Raw genomic sequence first — 18,944 nt, 5'->3', positions numbered from 1 at the left:
TTATGTAACTATTATTTATTTAAAATTAACTGGCTAAAGCCATTTGTTGGCTTTATACCATTTTAGCGTTTCGGCCATACCGTTTTGCAGATTGTATAAAGGATAAAAACCCAGGTCGGATTTAGCTGCTTCAATATCACAATTCCAGTTAATGGCGGTTAATTCATTAAGCTTTTCAATATTCAGTATCGCAGCCTTGTTGCTCAAAGAACTTATTTTTTCAGACACAGCTGCAATGATTTTTACAAAATTTACAGGCAGATGAAACTTGAGCGTTTTAAGCTTTAGCACATCTTTGGTGATATTACCTAACTCATAACGGTCATAAAAATTACCATCGCTTAAATTAAATGTCTTATTATTACCACCATACAAAGCTTTAATACTTGCTTTGGCCAGGTCTTTAACATATATAAAGCTGAGCTTTTGCTGCGCATTACCTATATAAGGTTCAATGCCCCTCACCACCTGTTTAAAAAATATAAATATGCCTGTATCCCTTGGTCCATAAACCGCGGTGGGCCTTAGTATGGTATAATTTAGGCCGGTTACCGTTTTTAGCTTTTCTTCCGCAAGCAATTTGCTCCTGCCGTAGGCCGTGACAGGATGCGGAGGGGTGGCTTCGGTTATAGTACCGGTTAACGAATTAAGCGGCCCAACAGAAGCAAGGCTGCCAATAAGTACAAACTTTTTTAAATCAGGACAGCTTTCATAAGCTGCCGAAGCGAGGTTATAAGTATACGTAGCGTTTATGCGGTTATATTCGGCTTCGGAGCGGGCGCTGGTTACACCTGCAGCGTGTATGATATAATCAGGCTTAATTTCCGCCAGTTGTTTACTTAATGTTTCCTTATTGTTAAACTCGGGGTAAATATATTGAATATCTAAATCGTTTAAGTGACTTATTTTACTACTTTTTCTGACGGCTATAAAAACCTCCAGATTGTTTTGTAAAGCCTCCTTAATTAAATGATATCCAACAAAACCACTTGCACCGGTTATTAAAACCCGCTCCCTCATATTGCTTTTTGATATAATCTGTATTTTTTATAAGGATCGCCTTTGATTGCCTCAATGGCGCGGTTCATCATCTCGTTGTTTTCAAGCGTCCAGCCGGCTTCAGCGTGCTTGTAGCCTTTAGCTTTATATTCCTTGATAATGGTGCCATATAAGCAGGCTTCGATGCCCATTTTACGATACTCTTCAATAACACCTAATGCATAAATGCGAATACCGGTGATGCTTTTTTTGCCAAACAGCAATTTGAAAATACCGGTAGGTAATAACCTGCCGCGTTTTATTTTCTTGAAAATGTCATTATAATCAGGGAGAGCTAAGCCAAACGCAACTATCTTACCGTGCTGCTCGGCAACGATGGCAAAATCAGGGTCAAGGATCAGCTTAAGATCTTTGGCCAGGTAATCATATTCCTCATTGGTTAGGGGTACAAAACCTGTGTTTTTATCCCAGGCCGAATTGTACACTTCGCGTAGCTTGACGGCCTCTTCCTTGAAATTTTTAAGATTGATCTTACGGATAACGATATCGTTGCGCTTTAACCGATCTTCAAGCGCGTTTAATAAACGTACCGATTTATCATCATAGGCTTGCCCTTCCCAATGCCATCCTATCAGGTCTACATCTTTAGCAAAACCAAAATGATCAACCAGGTTGGCGTAATAAGCAAAATTATAGGTGTTCATCAGGAATGGTGAACTGTCAAAACCTTCTATCAATAAGCCGCAGGGCTCGTTGGTTGAAAAGTTGGTAGGGCCCAATAATTTGCCTGTAACGCCTTTTTCTTTAAGCCATTTGGTAACGGTTTCAAAAAGGAGGTCAGAAACCATGGTGTCATTTATACAATCAAAAAAACCAAAAAAGCCATCGTTAACATGGCTGTATTCGTTATGACCGTTGTTAAGGATGGCGGCTATCCGGCCAACTATCTTATCTCCATCATAAGCTAAAAATGGTTGTACGGTATTGTGCTTATGGAAAGGATGTTTGGTTAAGAGATCTCTTTGAGCTATGAACAGTTCCGGAACATAGTAAGGATCGTCCTTATACAGGTCATGCGGAAAATCAATAAACGAAGCCAGTTCTTTTTTCGATTTAACCGTTACTATTGTAATCATGTGTGGTAAATGATTGATAAAGCAAATTGGTATTGCTTTAAATAAAAATGTGCATTTAGCTTACTTTAATAAAAAAGCAGCTAAATGCACAATAGGATTATTCATTATATTTTTTCTTTAACAGAAGCGTTTACACCAACTTCTTTAAAGGCTTTTGCAAGTTTTTCAACAGCTTCATCAATTTGCTCAAAAGTATGGGTAGCCATTAATGAGAAACGAAGCAGCGACGAATCGGAAGGAACGGCAGGGGATACAACCGGATTAACAAATACACCTGAAGCTTGCAAGTGCTTGGTAACCGCGAAAGTTTTTTCGTTATCGCGAACGTAGATTGGCAAAATAGGGCTTTCGGTAGGGCCAAGGTCAAAACCTTCTTCCAGTAAAAGCTTCATGGCATAATTGGTATTATCCCACAGTTTTTCAATCCTTTCAGGCTCGGTTTCAATGATATCCAATGCTGCAATTACGCTGGCTACAGAGCCTGGAGGCATACTTGCGCTGAACATTAATGAACGTGCGCGGTGTTTGATATAATCAATAGTATCCTGATCACTGGCAATGAAACCACCTAATGAGGCTAATGATTTACTGAAGGTACCCATGATGAGGTCAACCTCGTTAGTAAGGTTAAAGTGTGAGGCGGTACCTGCACCTTTATCACCAATTACACCAAGGCTGTGTGCATCATCAACCATGATATTAGCACCATAAGTATCGGCAAGCTCAACAATTTTAGGCAATTTAACGATATCGCCTTCCATGCTGAAAATACCGTCAACGGCAATAATCTTCACGGCATCTTCAGGAAGTATGCTTAATTTGCGCTCCAGATCGGCCATGTCATTATGGGCGTACTTGATCACTTTTGAAAACGACAGTCGGCTGCCATCAATGATACAGGCATGATCATACTCATCAAGTATGATATAGTCATTCCTGCCGGTAACGCACGAAAGTACACCAAGGTTTACCTGGTAACCTGTGCTAAATAAAACAGTGGCTTCTTTGCCTACATAGCTGGCCAGCCTGTTTTCAAGCTCAATGTGGATATCAAGTGTACCGTTCAAAAAACGTGAACCGGCACAGCCTGTTCCATATTTGTCAATTGCTTTTTTTGAAGCTTCTTTGATTTTTGGATGATTGGTAAGGCCTAAGTATGAGTTAGAACCGAACATTAATACCCGCTTGTTGTCAATAATTACCTCAGTGTCTTGTGCAGACTCAATAGGCCTGAAATAAGGATATAACCCCCGTTCACGCAGCATATTTGCTACTTGAAACTGAGCGATCTTCCCATGTAGTTTTTTAACCATGTATATTAACTCTGCTTAAATTTTGTGTAAAAATACCATGAATAAGCATATAACTTATACGGTGTGTGTAAATTTTTTTTAAATAATGCCTATTAACGTATCAATACTACTTAAGAAGCACACAAATTCTTACAGGGCAAATTAATTAATTTTTTTATTTATATCGAGCCTATTATTTTCATTTTTTTGTAAAAAGCCCAAAAAGCTTACACTATCCCGCGTTTTTGTAATTTTTTGCGTAAAATTCTTGTTCCACAGTTTAATTTAGTATTATTAATTACATATTCGCATTCTCCCGTATAAATCTGCATCGATCATAAAACTTTTCTTTATGATTTTGCTTGATATACATTGTTACCTATAGCCACCGTATGAAAAAACACAAGTACTTTTTTGCGCTTCTTGTACTTAATTTAACATTTAATTTACATAGCAATAGTTATGCCCAAAATGCTGCCGATAGTATAAGCGGCCCTGTTTCGCTGAAACAAGCTATCGACTTTGCTTTGCGCAACCAGCCAACAGTAAGGCAAGCTTCAATTGATGAACAAATCAATGAGCGTGATATAAAAATTGGTCTATCAGCATGGTTACCCCAGGTAAACGGATCGGGTCTTTATAATTATTACTATAAAGGCAGTCCGCAGGCAGGAGCATCCGGTGCTAATATCCCAAGCAATGCGGGTACTATCCGTAACCTTTCAACTTTAGGTGTTACCGCCTCACAGGTTTTGTATAATAACGATGTGTTTTTGGCTTCAAGGGCCAAAAGATACTCACGGGAGTACTATAAACAGAACACCCTAAGCAGTCAGATCGATGTGGTAAGCGATGTAAGCAAAGCTTTTTTCGACGTTTTACTGTCCGAAAAACAATTGGATATAACTAAAGAGGATATCATCAGGCTACAAAGAAGCCTTAAGGATGCCAAAAGCAGGTATACTGCAGGTGTGTCTGATCCTACCGATTATAAACAGGCTACAATCGCCCTTAATAATTCAGTGGCTACCCGTAAGCAAACAGAAGAAGCCATTAAAAGTAAAACCGCTTTGCTGAAGCAGATCATGGGCGTGGGAGCGGCTACGCCAATAAACCTGGCTTATGATTCAACCCGGTATGAGCAGGAAGCAAGTATTGATACCCTGCAGTTGTTTAACCCCAATAACCGCATCGAATATCGCTTGCTGGAAACAACAAAGGCGCTTAATAGCCTTAACGTAAACTATTACCGCTTTGGATTTTTGCCTTCGCTATCGGCAGTTGGGAGCTATCAGCATGCATACTTCAGCCATGATTTTGGCGATCTGTATAACAGTTCGTTCCCGACAGGGTATGTTGGCTTAACACTGGCCGTACCTATTTTTCAGGGGACTAAGCGCCTGCAAAACCTTGCTAAAGCTAAACTACAGGTCGAGCGTACCGATCTGGACCTGATCAATACAAAAAATAGCATATATACCGAGTATACCCAGGCGTTGGCCGCGTATAAAAGCAATTATACCAGCTACCAGCTCATTCGTGAAAATGTGAACCTTGCAAAGGATGTATATAAGGTAGTAAGCCTGCAATACCGCGAGGGGGTAAAAACCTACCTTGATGTAATTGTATCGCAAGCCGATCTGCGTACTGCCGAATTGAGCTATTATAATGCCCTGTTTAATTTGCTGAGCAGTAAAATTGATTTGCAGCGGGCCCTGGGGATCCTGCCTGTTCAGTAACCGTAAAAATATCGCCATAAAAACAAAAAACTACAGCAACACACGAACAACCTATTCTACATGAAACATACATTTATATATTGGTTAGCCCCTGCAGCACTTTTAACATGGGCATCATGCGGTAAACCTCAAAAGGGCGGGCCGGCCGCCATGCCCCCAACTCCTGTATATCTTGCCGACGCTAAAACAGCCGAAGCAGTATATTATGATAAATATCAGGGTATTGTGGTTTCGGTAAATACTGTCGAACTACGCAGCCAGGTGCCGGGTTTTGTAACGGGCATATTTTTTAAAGAGGGCGATGTTGTGCAAAAAGGCAAAATATTGTATGAAATAGATAAACGTAAATACCAGGCAGCTTTTGACCAGGCCAAAGCCAATGTGTTAAGCGCCGAAGCCAATTTGGTTAAAGCGCAAAAAGACATTGACAGGTATAACATGCTGCTGAAAAGCGATGCGATTGCCCGCCAAACGGTAGATCAGGCACAGGCGGCCTATGAAACCAATAAAAGCCAGGTTGCCGTAGCAAAGGCTGCGCTTGAGTCGGCCCGTACCGATTTATCCTATGCCACTATTACCGCCCCTTTTACCGGGCGTATCGGTATCTCACAGGTTAGGTTGGGGACGCAGGTAGTTGCAGGAACTACATTGATGAACACCATATCGGCCGAGCATCCTATTGGTGTTGACGTAGTGATCAACGAGCAGGATATCAACCGCTTTTATGGTCTGCAAAAGTCAAGCACCGATAGCACCTTTAAACTGGTACTGCCCGATGGAAGTAAATACAGTAAAGCGGGTAAAGTACTGGCAATTGACAGGGGCGTAAGCAACCAAACAGGTAGTATCAAGGTGAGGATCCAGTTCCCGAATGAAGATGATGTACTGAAGGATGGGATGAGCTGTGTTTTGCAGGTATTGAACAGCCAATCCGGCAATAGGGTTCAGATTCCGTATAAAGCGGTAACCGAGCAAATGGGCGAGTTTTTTGTTTTTGCCACCAGGGATACTGTTGTTAAAGATACAGCAGCTGATAAAACAGTTAAAGACAGGCGCGATACAATTGCCAAACAGGTGAAGGTGAAATTAGGCCCACGCATTAACAGCGATGTAGTGATAATGGAAGGTATAAAACAAGGCGATAAAGTGATTACCGATGGTTTCCAGCGCTTACGCGACGGTGGCAGGGTAACCACAGGAAAAGCAGCGCCGGCAGGGGCAGCGCCTAAAAAATAAATATCAACAGGAAAAATTTTAAGCCGAACAAGGGGCACATCTACCCTGGAAAACTTAACATAGAGAAAGAATGATCGCAGATACTTTTATAAAACGACCGGTTACCGCCATTGTAATATCCCTGGTGATATTAATAGTGGGGATCCTGTCAATCTCCAGCCTCCCAATTGGCCAGTACCCAGATATTACCCCGCCAACCGTATCTGTTAGCGGTAACTACGTTGGTGCCGACGCGCTAACGGTTGAGCAAACCGTAGCCACGCCAGTCGAAGTGCAGGTAAACGGCGTACCGGGCATGACCTACCTGCAAAGTAACAGCAGCAGTAACGGGCAAATGAGCATGACCGTTAACTTTGATGTTGGTACTGATATTAATATCGCGGCGCTCGACGTGCAGAACCGTGTAGGTATTGCTTTGCCAACCTTACCGCAGGAAGTACAGCGTTTGGGTATGGTGGTACGTAAGCGTAACCCAAGTATCCTGATGCTTGTGGCTATGTTTAGCCCCAAAGGCACCCATGATGTTACTTTTACTGATAACTATACCAACGTGTTTATAAAGGATGCTATTTTGCGAACCAAGGGCGTGGGCGACGTTGTTACACGTGCCGATGACTTTAGTATGCGCATCTGGCTTAACCCGGATAAACTTGCTGCCCTTGGTATGAGTGCTGCCGACGTAACCAATGCCCTGCAGGAGCAAAATGCGCAGGTTGCCGCTGGTACAGTAGGCGCTACACCACAATTAAAAGGACAAACATTTGAGTATTCGGTAATTGTAAAGGGGCGTTTAGAGAAGCCGGAAGAATTTGGTAATGTGGTTGTTAAAACCCAGCCTAACAATGGCGGTATAGTGCACCTTAAAGATGTTGCCAGGATTGATCTGGGTAAATTCAACTATTCAGGTAATTCATTTGTGGATGGTAAACGTGCCTCTTACCTGCTGGTTTACCAGGCGCCAAACAGTAACTCGCTTGAAACTGCCGACAATGTTTACGCCACTATGGACGAGCTTAAAAAGAGCTTCCCTAAAGATATTGATTATGTAGTTCCTTTTGAAGCTATCACCGTAGTAAAAGTATCAGTAAGTGAGGTGATTGAAACACTGGTTATAGCGCTGGTGCTGGTTATTCTGGTAGTATTCCTGTTTTTACAAAGCTGGCGTACAACGCTGATACCGGTATTGGCTATCCCGGTATCCATTATTGGCGCCTTCATCTTCTTTATCCCGCTCAACTTTACCATCAATACGTTAACGCTATTCGGTTTCGTACTCGCTATCGGTATTGTGGTGGATGATGCTATTGTGGTTGTTGAGGCTGTACAGCATTACATGGATGAAGAGGGCATGACGCCTAAAGAGGCTACCCAACACGCCATGGCTGATATCTCGGCCCCGGTAATAGCCATCGCGTTGATCCTGGCGGCTGTGTTTGTGCCGGTAGGCTTTGTGCCGGGAATAGTAGGTAGATTGTATCAGCAGTTTGCCATTACTATTGCTATTTCGGTTTTGATCTCGGCTTTTGTTGCGCTTTCATTAACGCCGGCATTGTGTACCTTGCTGCTACGCCCTCATAAGATCGATGAAAAATCAAAAGGGTTGGACAAATTCTTTTTTAAATTTAACACCTGGTTTACACGCGTAACGGGCAGGTACCGTAATACAGTTGATAAGAGCATTAAAAATTCAAAGTACATTATCATTTTGCTGGTGTGTATCATTATAGGCACGATACTTTTATTCAGAAGCAAGCCATCGGGCTTTATCCCGTTGGAAGATGACGGTCGTGTTTATATTACTTATGATCTGCCTGAGGCCTCATCAACAGGCCGTACGGTTGACGTTTTGACGAGCATGATGAAAACGCTTGACAGCGTGCCCGAAATAGCCCACTACGCAGCATTGGGTGGTTTGAATGCCATTAGTTTTGCAAGTAAATCAAACAGCGCTACCATATTTGTGCAGCTTAAACCCTGGGATGAGCGTAAAGAGAAATCACAGCAAATAACCGCTCTTGTTGGCCGCTTAAATCAAAAACTTGCTAAATATAAAGAAGCTAACGTAGTGGTGATTCAACCGCCTGCTATCCCTGGTTTGGGTAGTACCGGTGGTTTCTCGTTCATACTGGAAGAGAAACAGGCTGGTGGAGATATCAAGGTATTTGAAAAAACATTGAAGACTTTCCTCGGTGCAATCAATCAACGGAAAGAAATTGCAAGGGCGTTTTCGTTCTTTACCGCCAGTACACCTGCTTACCAGTTAACGATAGACAGGGAGAAGTCCAAAAAGCTGGGGGTAGCGATATCTGATGTGAACAACGCGCTGCAAACTTATTTAGGTAGTACGTATATTAACGATTTTACTATTTATGGACGTAACTTCAGGGTAGTAGCGCAGGCCGATACCAGCTACCGTACCAATGTGCAAAACATAGGGCAGTATTTTGTACGTAACTCTGCCGGAGCGATGGTGCCGTTAAGTACGTTAACATCATACAAAGTAATAGAGAACTCACCGCTGATCTCACATTACAACCTGTTCCGTTCGGCGGAGATCAATGGTAGTACCAAGCCAGGCTACAGTAGCGGTGACGCTATTACTGCCCTGAAAGAAACAGCCGCGCAGGTGTTGCCGCAAGGTTATGGCTACGAGTTTTCGGGTCTGAGCCGTGAAGAGTTATTATCCGGTTCAAAAACGGTTTACATTTTCGCGCTTTCCATTGGGTTCGTATTCCTGTTCCTGGCAGCTTTGTATGAGAGCTGGTCGGTACCTTTCTCAGTGCTGTTGTCGGTACCTTTGGGCGCATTTGGGGCTATCCTGTTCCTTACTTTCTGGCCCGATTTGACTAATAACGTTTACGCGCAGATCGGTTTGATAACGCTAATAGGTTTGGCTGCAAAAAATGCCATCCTGATAGTTGAGTTTGCCAAGGAGCGTGTGGATGCCGGGATGGAACTGGAGAAGGCTACACTCGAGGCCGTTCGCCTGCGTTTAAGGCCGATCATCATGACATCCATGGCCTTTATATTAGGTGTTGTACCGTTGATGATAGCATCTGGCGCCGGTGCCGAAGCTCGTAAAACCATAGGATGGACAGTATTTGGAGGGATGCTCACTGCTACCTCGTTAGCTATATTCATAGTACCGGTATTATTTTACCTGATCACTAAAATGGCTTATGGTAAAGAAAAGCTTGCCGAGCTCGAAAAAAATTATAAACCTGAAAAAGGGCACGAGCCTGAGGTTTAGTAATTATTGTTTAAATCGTAAAAAGAGGAGCGTAAGCTCCTCTTTTTACGATTTATGAGGGTTTTGGTACGCATCTACGTTTCGTAATTTAACTATTTATGGCCTCGAAATTTCGCGTTTGTGTACACTTTTGAAGTGTAAGCAGGGCAGTTTTTTACAGATTTTTAATAATACAACTCTGTAAATGTGAAGATGTATGTACCGGTTTTTATTAGTTAAAACAGTGCTGATTTTCAATTATTAAGCTGTCGAAGATTGGACTAATCGCATTTCTTTTAGTAGTTAAAATAATATCTGCAGTAGCAAGTAATGCCAACAATGGCAAAGTATTTGTTAAGGAGGAGTTAATACAATGAAAAATTAAAAATGAACATTGTAGAATTTGACTAAAAAAACACAACTATGAAAACAATGACTAAAATGATAGCTTCGGCATTTACTGCGGCAGCTATTTTTATCGGAACAAATGTGAAAGCTCAAACTACGCCGGCAAACGCGCTGCGTTTTGGTATTGGTTTGGAAGCAGGTATTCCAACAGGCAACGCTCATGACATTTCAAAATTTGAGCTGGGTGGTACTGCCCGTTTGCAATACGGTGTAAGTAATGATTTAGCATTAACACTTACTTCTGGTTACTACAATTTTTTTGGTAAAACCTATACATCGTCATTTTCTAATTCTACCTCAACTACTACAGTTACAGTGAAAGGCAGATCGTTAGGCATAATCCCTGTAAAAGCCGGTATCAAGGCTTTTGTTGGTGACGGCTTTTATTTTGCAGGTGAAGTTGGTGCCGGCTTTGAGGTTCACGAACCAGTTGCCGGAGCTGAGAAGAACACCAAACTTATCCTCGCTCCGGGTTTAGGTTATGCAACTAAATCATGGGATATTGGTGTACGTTACGAGAATTTTTCGGGACAGAGCAATAACTATGGCTTAGTTGGCGTGCGTTTAGCTTACGGATTTGGTTTGTAACCAATAATAAAAAGCGTTACAAAAGCTCCCTGTTATGTATAACAGGGAGCTTTTATTTTTTTATACATTTGCCGCCCTGTTAATAAAAAGTTAACGGGAGTTTAAATTACAGCTATATGAAAAATGGAATTACAAAAATTATAGCCGGCATATCTGTTGCCCTGGCTTTATTTACTACTACAAATGTTAATGCTCAAACTACACCTGCTGATAAATGGCGTTTAGGAGTTGGACTTGAAGTAGGCAGGCCTATTGGAAACGCCCACGATATCTCAAACTTTGAGTTAGGCGGTACAGCAAGGTTGCAGTATGGTTTAAGTAATAAAACTGCCTTAACGTTAACCTCTGGCTATTACAATATGTTCGGTAAATCCTATACCCAACGTTTTGTAACACCTAATGGAGTTATAGAAACTACGGTTGATGGAAAAGATCTTGGTATAATCCCGGTTAAACTTGGTATAAAATCTTTCCTTGCTCACAGGCTGTATTTCGGAGCCGAAGCAGGTGCGGGTTTTGAAACTACCTCTCTTTATGCTGATGGCAGCAAAAGTACCAAGCTGATCCTTTCGCCAACTATTGGCTATGCTACCAAAGTAATTGATTTGGGATTGCGTTATGAAGGTTTTTTTGGTCAGGGCAATAGCTACGGTTTGATTGGCTTGAGGATAGCTTATGGATTTGGATTGTAAATCATCTGAACCATGATTTTTAGGATTCGAGATCAGCCTGATTTTTGAAAATCAGGCTGATCTCGAATCGGATAAACTACAACAAAAAATCCCCTTGCCAAAAGCAAGGGGATTTTTTTATTTCTGAACCGGGATTGGAGGAGATTTACCGAATTTGTTGTCTGAACTCGAATTAAACGAATAAAAGATTTTTTTGAATTGCTTAGCATTCTGTTAATTCTTTAATTCTATAAATTGGGGTTCAGACAAATTCCCGGTTCAGACAATTACGCCAGTTTAGCCAACGCTTCTTTCAATCTTCTCATAGCCTCTATCAGCGTATCTTCAGCGGCAGCATATGATAAACGGATAGAAGACGGATCACCAAACGAATCACCGCCTACAGTGGCTACATGCCCTTCTTCAAGCAGATATAAGCTTAAGTCGTCTGAGTCATTGATCACACGGCCTTCATAGCTTTTGCCAAAGAATGAAGTAACATTAGGGAAAAAGTAGAACGCGCCATCTGGCAGGTTTACATTAATGCCTTCTATCTCGCTCAATAATTTATAAACAATATCACGGCGTTTTTTGAATGCAGCACGCATTTCAAGCACGCTTTCCAAGCCACCTTCATAAGCTGCAACACCGGCACGCTGGGTAATTGAACAGGTACCTGAAGTTACCTGGCCCTGCATTTTGTCAAAGGCAGACGCCAGCTCTTTAGTACTTGCAGTATAACCAATCCTCCAACCGGTCATGGCAAATGCTTTGGACCAGCCATTGATTATTACAACGCGATCTTTAATATAATCAAACTGTGCGATAGATTCATGCTTGTCAACAAAGTTGATATGCTCATAGATCTCATCGCTCAGGATATAAACATGCGGGTGTTTTTCAAAAACTTTGGCCAAACCTTCCAGCTCGTCTTTGCTGTAAACACTGCCTGTAGGGTTACATGGCGATGAAAACATGAACAGCTTGGTATTAGGCGTAATAGCAGCCTCTAATTGCTCCGGAGTAATTTTAAAGTTGGTATCAACAGTAGTGTTGATGAAAACGCTTTTACCTTCGGCCAATTTAACTACCTCACTGTATGAAACCCAGTAAGGGGTAGGGATGATCACTTCTTCGCCCGGATTAACCAAACATAATACCGCGTTGGCGATAGCCTGCTTGGCACCTGTTGAAACCACGATCTCGCTGAAATCATAATCAAGATTGTTCTCATTCTTCAGCTTGGCAACTACGGCTTTACGAAGTTCAGGGTAGCCTGCTACGGGTGTGTAGTAGGTGAAGTTCTTATCCATGGCCTGCTTGGCAGCTTCCTTGATGTGCTCAGGGGTATGAAAATCAGGTTCGCCAAAGCTAAGGCTGATCACGTCGACACCTTTAGCGGCAAGTTCACGGCCCAATTTGGCCATTTTAATTGTTGCAGATTCGGACAGGTTTTGTATCCGGGTACTTAATGCGCTCATATAAATTATGTTATCGCGGCAAATATAGAAAATAACTTTACTGCTACTTACGGTTGTTATTTTTTAAATTTGCGGCCTAATAACACCTTGCTTTGAATCAACAAAAAAGGATCATATTAATTTCGCTGATAACGGGGATAGTGCTGATGCTGGCGAAATTTGGCGCCTACTTTTTAACAGCCTCCAACTTTGTACTAACCGATGCCGCCGAAAGCATTGTAAACGTTATAGCAAGCTCATTCGCTTTTTACAGTATCTACCTTTCAGCTTTACCGCGCGATGAAAACCACCCTTACGGACATGGGAAGGTTGAGTTTTTCTCCGTTTTTATTGAAGGTTCATTGATCGGTATTGCAGGATGCGTCATCATCGTTAAATCGGTTTACAGCCTTTTTTATCCGAATATTATCCATGACCTTTTCACCGGTGCTATTATTATAGGTATTACAGGTGCTATTAACGGCGCGCTTGGCTATTATATGATTAGTAAGGGCAAAGAACTTCGTTCAATTACACTTGATGCCGATGGACGGCATTTACTGGCCGATACCGTTACCAGCGGTGGTTTGGTAGTTGGTTTATTGCTGATTGAATTTACCAGGATTTTATGGCTGGATAGTGTGTTGTCCATACTGGTTGGCCTTTATATAGTATACAGCAGTTACAAATTAGTGCGTAAATCGGTAGGGGGATTGATGGATGAGGCCGATTTTCAGGTGGTAACCGATATTGTGCATGTTTTAAGCGAAAAGCGCCGCGAAGCCTGGATTGACGTGCATAACCTGCGTGCGCAGAAATATGGCCATGAGTTGCATATCGACTGCCATATGACCCTGCCAAGCTATTTTGACCTGAACACCGTGCATACCGAGATCTCGTTGGTTGATAAGATGATCAATAAGGATATGGGCATCAAAACAGAGCTTTTTATCCATGCTGATCCTTGTTTGCCCGATTGCTGTCATTATTGCAGCATGCCCAATTGTCCTATCCGGTCGGAAGCACAAACCGAAACCATAGCCTGGACACTGGAAAAGGTTGTACGCAATAAAAAACACTTTGAATAATGGAATACTTTAATGTAAGGGTTTACGGTCTGCTGTTGAATGACGACGATGAACTGCTGATAAGCGATGAACAGGAGTATGGCATACGTTTTTCAAAATTTCCGGGTGGAGGCCTTGAACTTGGTGAGGGTCTGATTGATGGCCTTAAACGTGAGTTTATGGAAGAATGTAATTTGGAGATAGAGGTGGTCAGCCATTTTTATACTACCGATTTTGCGGTAAAATCGGCTTTCAATAATTCGCAGATCATCAGTGTATATTATATGGTGAGGGCTATCACTCCTGTTAATTTGAGTATAAAAACCGTAGCCTTTGATTTTGATGGCGAAGGAGAAGTGCTGCAGGCTTTCAGGTGGGTACCGCTTACTGCGCTAAGTGTAGCCGATTTTGAATTTCCGACAGATAAACGTGTGGTTGAACTTTTACAAAACGAACTATGAACCTTACCGAAAGGGATTTGCAAGTAATATGGCATCCTTATACTCAAATGAAAACCGCGCAACCGCCTGTAGGCATTGTACGCGGAGAGGGCGCGCTGTTATTTGATGAAGAAGGAAAACAATACATTGATGCTGTATCATCATGGTGGGTGAATATCCACGGGCATGCGCATCCTTACATCGCTAAAAAAGTGTCAGAGCAGCTATACAAGTTGGAGCATGTGATATTTGCAGGCTTTACCCACGAAGGTGCCGTTGAGCTGGCCGAACGCTTGCTGGCCATTTTACCGGCAAATCAGCAAAAGGCCTTTTACTCAGATAACGGTTCAACCGCTATTGAGGTAGCCATAAAAATGTGCCTGCAATACTGGCTCAACAAAGGCGATCAGCGTACTAAGATCATCGCTTTTAATAATGCTTATCACGGTGATACTTTTGGTGCCATGGCCGTAAGCAGCCGCAGCGCATTTACCAAGGCTTTTGATAGTTTATTGTTTGAAGTTGAGTTTATCGATATTCCCAACGCAGAAAATATCGAAAGTCTCAAATCTCAAATCTCAGATCTCAGTTCTCAGACAGCATGTTTTATTTTTGAGCCGTTGGTTCAGGGCTCGGCAGGGATGATCATGTATGAGGCCAAATATCTGAATGAATTAATGGCGCATTGCCGCCAGGAGCAGGTGTTGCTGATTGCCGATGAGGTATTTACCGGTTTCGGGCGTACAGGTAAGCCTTTCGCTACAAATCACGTGCATATAGAGCCGGATATCATGTGTTTCTCCAAAGGGCTTACAGGCGGTACCATGGCTTTAGGATTAACTACCTGCACGCAGGAGATCTATGACGCTTTTTTATCGGATGATAAACTGAAAACTCTTTTTCACGGACATTCGTTTACGGCTAATCCGATAGCTTGTGCATCGGCACTGGCAAGTCTTGACCTGTTTCAACAGCCTGAAACGGCAGAGAATATCACGAGGATCAAAGCTGCTCATGCAGCGTTTGCTGATAAGATCCGTAATCATCCTAAAATAAAAACAGTAAGGCAAACCGGTACTATCTTTGCTATGGAGTGGGAAACGGGTGATAATACATCGTACTTCAGTTCGCTCAGAGATAAGTTATACAATTACTTTTTGGCCGCGGGCGTCATATTACGGCCATTAGGCAACGTTATATATATTTTACCGCCATATTGCATTACTAATGAGCAACTCAATTATGTTTACAGCAAAATTGAGCAAGCTCTTGAAAAACTATAAATTATGTTGAACAAAATACTACCTACCATAATTGCCGATAACGAGCTGCACTCACGCTGGTTAAATACATTATCATTAATGGAAAACACCGGGGCGCGCAAGATTTCGGCCAGCGAAGATCCGCTTACCGTTACTTACATTATATTGAAGCATGCTGCCGAAGAGCACCGCCATGCCTTCTACCTAAAAAAGCAATTGGAAAAAACAGGGGTAACGCTACCAACTTACGCCGCCGAATACCTGCTGGCTCCCGGTTCAAGCAAATATTATTTAAACCAGTTGGATGTTGATGTTTGCCGCTATTTAAAAACGGAACTAAACCTGAAAGGGGCAGAGTTGCGTTTTGCAGCCTACCTGCTGGTTACCTATGCCATTGAGGTTCGTGCCGATGAGCTTTATCCTATATACCAGGATGCCCTTGACGAGGCTGGCAGCAAAGTGAATGTGAAATCAATTATCCTGGAAGAAGAAGGCCATCTGGAAGAGATGATCAACCAGTTGCAGCATTTCTCGCCGCAATGGGAACTACACGCTCAAAAAGCTGTTGAATTTGAAACCAAACTGTTTAATCAGTGGGTTGAGCAATTGGGTAAAGAAATAACTTTATAAACAATAAAAACCATGTCATTGCGAGCGTAGCGTGGCAATCTCACGGAAGCAAATCCGCCCTGTATAGCATGCGATTGCTTCGTCGTTCCTCCTCGCAATGACATAAAAATAAAACATCTCAATATCCCATATACTCCGTAAACACCTGCTGCAAATAAGCCTTACCATAGGCAAGCGCAGCTTCGGTATTTTTTTTATCAGCATTTGGTTTGCTGTTGTAGATCATTGTCCGGCCGGAGTTATCATATGATACAGCCTGTCCTGGTTGCATAAAGCCGAAACCGTTATCCCAGTCAAAAAAAGCAAAATCTTTAGTGGCGGGGTTCAATAAATCTTTCGACCATTTAAACTGGTTATGCGGCATACCTAATTGGGTCAGCAGAGTAGCTGCGACATCTGTTTGCCCGCCCAGTTTGCTAATCTTTTTGCCGCGGTATTCGGGTTTGATCACATCGCCAAAAAACAAGAGCGGGATGTGGTATTTAGCAGGATCATAAGCTTCGGCGGTATTGCGGGGTAGGCGATGTCCATGATCTGCCACTAAAATAAACAGTGTGTTTTTATACCAGTTTTGCTTTTTAGCCCGCTCGAAATAAGCATTCAGGCATGAATCGGTGAAGTAGGCTGTGCTCCTGAATTTATTGGCGGGATCACCATTGCCATCGTCATCAAAATGGTGTTTTACCGGCAAAGTGAAGGGTTCGTGATTGCTTGATGTTTGTACATAATTGAAGAATGGCTGCTTTTGCCTGGCCGAGTATTGCAGGTTCTTGGTAAGCAGGTCATCGTCATAAACACCCCACTGTGTTTTGGTATGGGTATTATCAAAGCCGGCTTCGTCAATAATATGATCAACATTGTGCGAAGTCATGAACTTATCGAAATTCATATAATTGCTTTTGCCGCCATAAAAATAGGCGGTTTCATATCCTGCATTTTTAAATGACGATGATATAGCCGGAAGCTTTTTATGTTTAATGGTATCGCTGATGATGGTACGGATAGCTTGCGAAGGGAAGCCGCTCATAAGGGCTACAATGCCTTTATCGGTACGATCGCCGGAGGCATAAACGTTTTCAAAGAACAATCCGTTTTTAATGAACTTTTCAAAGTTTGGCGCTACGCCTTTATCCCCGCCTAATGATTCGATCACGTCGGCTGTATAGCTTTCCATTTGAATGATCACCACATTAGGCCTGGTGGTGGTAAGGATCTGAGTAGTTAAGTTATTCCTGACATCGTATAGTTCATCAACGGTTTTCGTGGCTTCATCCGGATGGTCATACAAATAAGGGTTATAAAGCGGCCGCAGGTTTTCAAATACGTTGTTGAACAGGTTCCACTCGGTGTTGAGGGCGCTTTGGTTCAGGATCTGCTTTTCGGAAAAATAGGCGGAGTTTTGGCTGATTGGTTTAGCTTGCAGGCCACCGCGCATCAGCACAAAGTTTAAAAAAATCAGCAGTGTAGTAAGCGAAACTTTTAGGGTTGGCCGGGCATCAGGCTTTTTAAACTGGTAATTGATAATAAGGTGTGATAGCACTACGCCTGTTGCCAATAATGCAATCCCGATAAAAATACATTTGCCAACCGGCGACGAACCGCTTGAAGCAATAGCCTCCGAAGGGGCATGGTAAAAGGACGTAAACACCCTGAAGCTAACTTTGGTGCCCCATTCCCTAAAAATATTGAAATTGAGTACGGTGTTTAAGGAGATGCAGAACAGGCAAAACCAAACATATGCTTTTAGCCAAATAGGTTTTATCTGAACTTTTGGAATGAACCAGTTAACACCAAATACAACAATGGGGATGATACAGATATAAGCTGTTGCCGATGCATCAAGCCTTAAGCCCCAGAAAAATGTTTGCAGGATCTCGCCGATGCTGGCATTATCGAGCTTATGCAGAAAATAGATCTCAAACGTGGCCCTCGTTATAGCGAAGAAAATGAGCCAGAAGAAAAAAAATCTGATAAAGCTATAAAGGTTCCTTAACATGGGGTAACAGAAATAATATTTTGCTACAATGTTAAGAAACCTTTAATGAATTGTTAATGAAATATTTTTCGATTACCTGCCACCACTCATAGCTTTCAGGTCATCCAGAGTGATCTTTTCAAAATCAGCAGGAATCCCGAATGTACCGGCAGGGTTTTTTTGCTCAGTTATGCTTCTAACAGTAACCTCAGTGCTTTGGCCCTGTGAAAATGATGTGTATTGGATCGGGAAACCACCCACAGCGCGGTAGTATTTGGCAATACCAGTCACAGGTAAAGTAACGTCGTTAGTTACCCATACATCATAGGTTTTGCTGGTTTTTGTATCTGTAGCTACCACTTTTTTGCAGTTGAAACCAGAAATTACTTTGGTTTCGGTACCCGGAGCAAAAGTAAGGGTAGGCAAGGTAGCCATAGCCTGATCAACCTCATCAGGAGTAGCTATCGCTGCTTTCTTGATAGAAGCAACAGGCACATCAACCAAAACAGCTAATGATTTGCCATCGGCATCGGTTAATATTTTAATAGTAGCCGGACCGGTAGTAAATTGCATAGCTGCAGAATCGGCACGGAAATAACTTTTAGCTTCAACCTGTTGCCCCTGCATAGCCGTAGAAATAGTTACTACACCCTCTTTGTAAGCTTTTTGTGCATTTGCGCTGATAGCTGTTGCGGTAAGGGCGAGGCCTAAGGCAACGTTGAAAATTTTAATGTTCATGTTTTGAGTTTGATTTAATGCCAAATTAATTTTTAATAATTAAAAGACAAATTTTTAGATAAGTAGTTTAATGT

The 18,944-nt window shown here is 42.2% G+C and carries 15 protein-coding genes; 9 read left to right on the top strand and 6 right to left on the bottom strand.

Features of this window, described 5'->3' with window-relative positions; translation table 11 throughout:
- Positions 1 to 33 precede the first annotated feature (33 nt).
- From AC1DUD_RS05820 to spt, 3 genes are all read right to left on the bottom strand, one after another.
- On the bottom strand, positions 34 to 1,020 hold the full coding sequence (locus tag AC1DUD_RS05820) for an NAD-dependent epimerase/dehydratase family protein (RefSeq protein ID WP_477372522.1): 987 nt from the start codon (positions 1,018 to 1,020) through the stop codon (positions 34 to 36).
- A complete protein-coding gene (locus AC1DUD_RS05815; RefSeq protein ID WP_477372520.1) occupies positions 1,017 to 2,135 on the bottom strand; it encodes a GNAT family N-acetyltransferase in 1,119 nt (372 codons plus the stop codon). Before AC1DUD_RS05815 ends, AC1DUD_RS05820 begins: the two co-directional genes overlap by 4 nt.
- A 104-nt stretch (positions 2,136 to 2,239) precedes the next feature.
- The gene (gene spt, locus AC1DUD_RS05810) at positions 2,240 to 3,448 is read right to left on the bottom strand and encodes a serine palmitoyltransferase (RefSeq protein WP_477372518.1); all 1,209 of its coding nucleotides are present in this window, start codon (positions 3,446 to 3,448) and stop codon (positions 2,240 to 2,242) included.
- 371 nt (positions 3,449 to 3,819) lie between these two features.
- Between spt and AC1DUD_RS05805 the strand changes: the two genes are divergently transcribed.
- The 5 genes from AC1DUD_RS05805 (at position 3,820) to AC1DUD_RS05785 (ending at position 11,319) form a co-directional block, all read left to right on the top strand.
- A complete protein-coding gene (locus AC1DUD_RS05805; protein ID WP_477372516.1) occupies positions 3,820 to 5,166 on the top strand; it encodes a TolC family protein in 1,347 nt (448 codons plus the stop codon).
- A 60-nt stretch (positions 5,167 to 5,226) separates the two neighbouring features.
- Positions 5,227 to 6,402, top strand: coding sequence for an efflux RND transporter periplasmic adaptor subunit (locus tag AC1DUD_RS05800; RefSeq protein WP_477372514.1), 1,176 nt, complete (start codon positions 5,227 to 5,229; stop codon positions 6,400 to 6,402).
- A 70-nt stretch (positions 6,403 to 6,472) separates the two neighbouring features.
- Positions 6,473 to 9,652 carry an efflux RND transporter permease subunit gene (locus AC1DUD_RS05795; protein WP_477372512.1) on the top strand — a complete coding sequence of 1,060 codons (3,180 nt, stop codon included), beginning with the start codon at positions 6,473 to 6,475 and terminating at the stop codon, positions 9,650 to 9,652.
- Between the two features lie 402 nt (positions 9,653 to 10,054).
- Positions 10,055 to 10,627, top strand: a complete 573-nt coding sequence (locus AC1DUD_RS05790) for a hypothetical protein (protein WP_477372510.1) — start codon at positions 10,055 to 10,057, stop codon at positions 10,625 to 10,627.
- A 116-nt stretch (positions 10,628 to 10,743) separates the two neighbouring features.
- A complete protein-coding gene (locus AC1DUD_RS05785; RefSeq protein ID WP_477372508.1) occupies positions 10,744 to 11,319 on the top strand; it encodes a hypothetical protein in 576 nt (191 codons plus the stop codon).
- A 266-nt stretch (positions 11,320 to 11,585) separates the two neighbouring features.
- On the opposite strand, the gene AC1DUD_RS05780 is transcribed toward AC1DUD_RS05785, so the two are convergent.
- The gene (locus AC1DUD_RS05780; RefSeq protein ID WP_477372506.1) at positions 11,586 to 12,779 is read right to left on the bottom strand and encodes a pyridoxal phosphate-dependent aminotransferase; all 1,194 of its coding nucleotides are present in this window, start codon (positions 12,777 to 12,779) and stop codon (positions 11,586 to 11,588) included.
- 92 nt (positions 12,780 to 12,871) lie between these two features.
- Here AC1DUD_RS05780 and AC1DUD_RS05775 point away from each other — a divergent pair, with 92 nt between their 5' ends.
- From AC1DUD_RS05775 to AC1DUD_RS05760, 4 genes are read left to right on the top strand one after another with little or no spacing between them, the layout of a single operon-like run.
- Positions 12,872 to 13,846, top strand: a complete 975-nt coding sequence (locus tag AC1DUD_RS05775) for a cation diffusion facilitator family transporter (RefSeq protein WP_477372504.1) — start codon at positions 12,872 to 12,874, stop codon at positions 13,844 to 13,846.
- The gene (locus AC1DUD_RS05770; RefSeq protein WP_477372502.1) at positions 13,846 to 14,286 is read left to right on the top strand and encodes an NUDIX domain-containing protein; all 441 of its coding nucleotides are present in this window, start codon (positions 13,846 to 13,848) and stop codon (positions 14,284 to 14,286) included. The genes AC1DUD_RS05775 and AC1DUD_RS05770 overlap by 1 nt, the downstream gene beginning before the upstream one ends.
- On the top strand, positions 14,283 to 15,548 hold the full coding sequence (gene bioA, locus AC1DUD_RS05765) for an adenosylmethionine--8-amino-7-oxononanoate transaminase (RefSeq protein WP_477372500.1): 1,266 nt from the start codon (positions 14,283 to 14,285) through the stop codon (positions 15,546 to 15,548). The genes AC1DUD_RS05770 and bioA overlap by 4 nt, the downstream gene beginning before the upstream one ends.
- 3 nt (positions 15,549 to 15,551) lie before the next feature.
- Entirely contained in the window at positions 15,552 to 16,157 is a 606-nt protein-coding gene (locus tag AC1DUD_RS05760) for a hypothetical protein (protein ID WP_477372498.1), read from the top strand.
- 118 nt (positions 16,158 to 16,275) lie between these two features.
- On the opposite strand, the gene AC1DUD_RS05755 is transcribed toward AC1DUD_RS05760, so the two are convergent.
- Positions 16,276 to 18,153 (bottom strand): LTA synthase family protein, encoded by a 1,878-nt coding sequence (locus tag AC1DUD_RS05755; protein ID WP_477372496.1) that lies wholly within the window; start codon positions 18,151 to 18,153, stop codon positions 16,276 to 16,278.
- Positions 18,154 to 18,225: 72 nt separating this feature from the next.
- Positions 18,226 to 18,870 (bottom strand): hypothetical protein, encoded by a 645-nt coding sequence (locus AC1DUD_RS05750; protein ID WP_477372494.1) that lies wholly within the window; start codon positions 18,868 to 18,870, stop codon positions 18,226 to 18,228.
- Between the last annotated feature and the right edge of the window lie 74 nt (positions 18,871 to 18,944).

The sequence above is a fragment of the Mucilaginibacter sp. P4_A11 genome (genome assembly GCF_056402535.1).
Note: the sequence above shows the minus strand (reverse complement) of the source record. Positions and strands in the feature narration are given on the sequence as shown.

Excerpts from the sequence above, each read along its gene's own strand:
- spt (WP_477372518.1), bottom strand. The coding sequence starts at position 3,448 with ATGGTTAAAAAACTACATGGGAAGATCGCTCAGTTTCAAGTAGCAAAT.
- AC1DUD_RS05785 (WP_477372508.1), top strand. The coding sequence starts at position 10,744 with ATGAAAAATGGAATTACAAAAATTATAGCCGGCATATCTGTTGCCCTG.
- AC1DUD_RS05770 (WP_477372502.1), top strand. The coding sequence starts at position 13,846 with ATGGAATACTTTAATGTAAGGGTTTACGGTCTGCTGTTGAATGACGAC.
- AC1DUD_RS05815 (WP_477372520.1), bottom strand. The coding sequence starts at position 2,135 with ATGATTACAATAGTAACGGTTAAATCGAAAAAAGAACTGGCTTCGTTT.
- AC1DUD_RS05820 (WP_477372522.1), bottom strand. The coding sequence starts at position 1,020 with ATGAGGGAGCGGGTTTTAATAACCGGTGCAAGTGGTTTTGTTGGATAT.
- AC1DUD_RS05755 (WP_477372496.1), bottom strand. The coding sequence starts at position 18,153 with ATGTTAAGGAACCTTTATAGCTTTATCAGATTTTTTTTCTTCTGGCTC.
- AC1DUD_RS05780 (WP_477372506.1), bottom strand. The coding sequence starts at position 12,779 with ATGAGCGCATTAAGTACCCGGATACAAAACCTGTCCGAATCTGCAACA.
- AC1DUD_RS05800 (WP_477372514.1), top strand. The coding sequence starts at position 5,227 with ATGAAACATACATTTATATATTGGTTAGCCCCTGCAGCACTTTTAACA.
- AC1DUD_RS05750 (WP_477372494.1), bottom strand. The coding sequence starts at position 18,870 with ATGAACATTAAAATTTTCAACGTTGCCTTAGGCCTCGCCCTTACCGCA.
- AC1DUD_RS05760 (WP_477372498.1), top strand. The coding sequence starts at position 15,552 with ATGTTGAACAAAATACTACCTACCATAATTGCCGATAACGAGCTGCAC.
- AC1DUD_RS05805 (WP_477372516.1), top strand. The coding sequence starts at position 3,820 with ATGAAAAAACACAAGTACTTTTTTGCGCTTCTTGTACTTAATTTAACA.
- bioA (WP_477372500.1), top strand. The coding sequence starts at position 14,283 with ATGAACCTTACCGAAAGGGATTTGCAAGTAATATGGCATCCTTATACT.
- AC1DUD_RS05795 (WP_477372512.1), top strand. The coding sequence starts at position 6,473 with ATGATCGCAGATACTTTTATAAAACGACCGGTTACCGCCATTGTAATA.
- AC1DUD_RS05790 (WP_477372510.1), top strand. The coding sequence starts at position 10,055 with ATGAAAACAATGACTAAAATGATAGCTTCGGCATTTACTGCGGCAGCT.